We start from the raw sequence: 338 nt of genomic DNA, 5'->3' as shown, positions 1-338 counted from the left end.
GGGTCTGTCCGTGACGGTGTGGGCCCACCACATGTACGTCACCGGCGGTGTACTGCTCCCGTTCTTCTCCTTCATGACGTTCCTCATCGCCGTACCGACGGGCGTGAAGTTCTTCAACTGGATCGGAACGATGTGGAAGGGGTCCCTGAGTTTCGAGACCCCGATGCTGTGGGCCACCGGCTTCCTGATCACCTTCACCTTCGGTGGTCTGACCGGTGTCATCCTGGCCTCGCCCCCGATGGACTTCCACGTCTCGGACTCGTACTTCGTGGTGGCGCACTTCCACTACGTCGTCTTCGGCACCGTCGTCTTCGCGATGTTCTCCGGCTTCCACTTCT

The 338-nt window shown here is 60.7% G+C and carries 1 protein-coding gene; it reads left to right on the top strand.

The features are described 5' to 3' along the window. A partial coding sequence (locus IF54_RS0139090; RefSeq protein WP_199821302.1) for a cbb3-type cytochrome c oxidase subunit I occupies window positions 1-338 on the top strand: 338 nt, incomplete at both ends.

The sequence above is a fragment of the Streptomyces sp. NRRL B-3229 genome, assembly GCF_000719505.1.
Taxonomy (GTDB): Bacteria; Actinomycetota; Actinomycetes; order Streptomycetales; family Streptomycetaceae; genus Streptomyces; species Streptomyces griseorubiginosus.
This window is presented reverse-complemented; position numbering and strand designations above follow the sequence as displayed.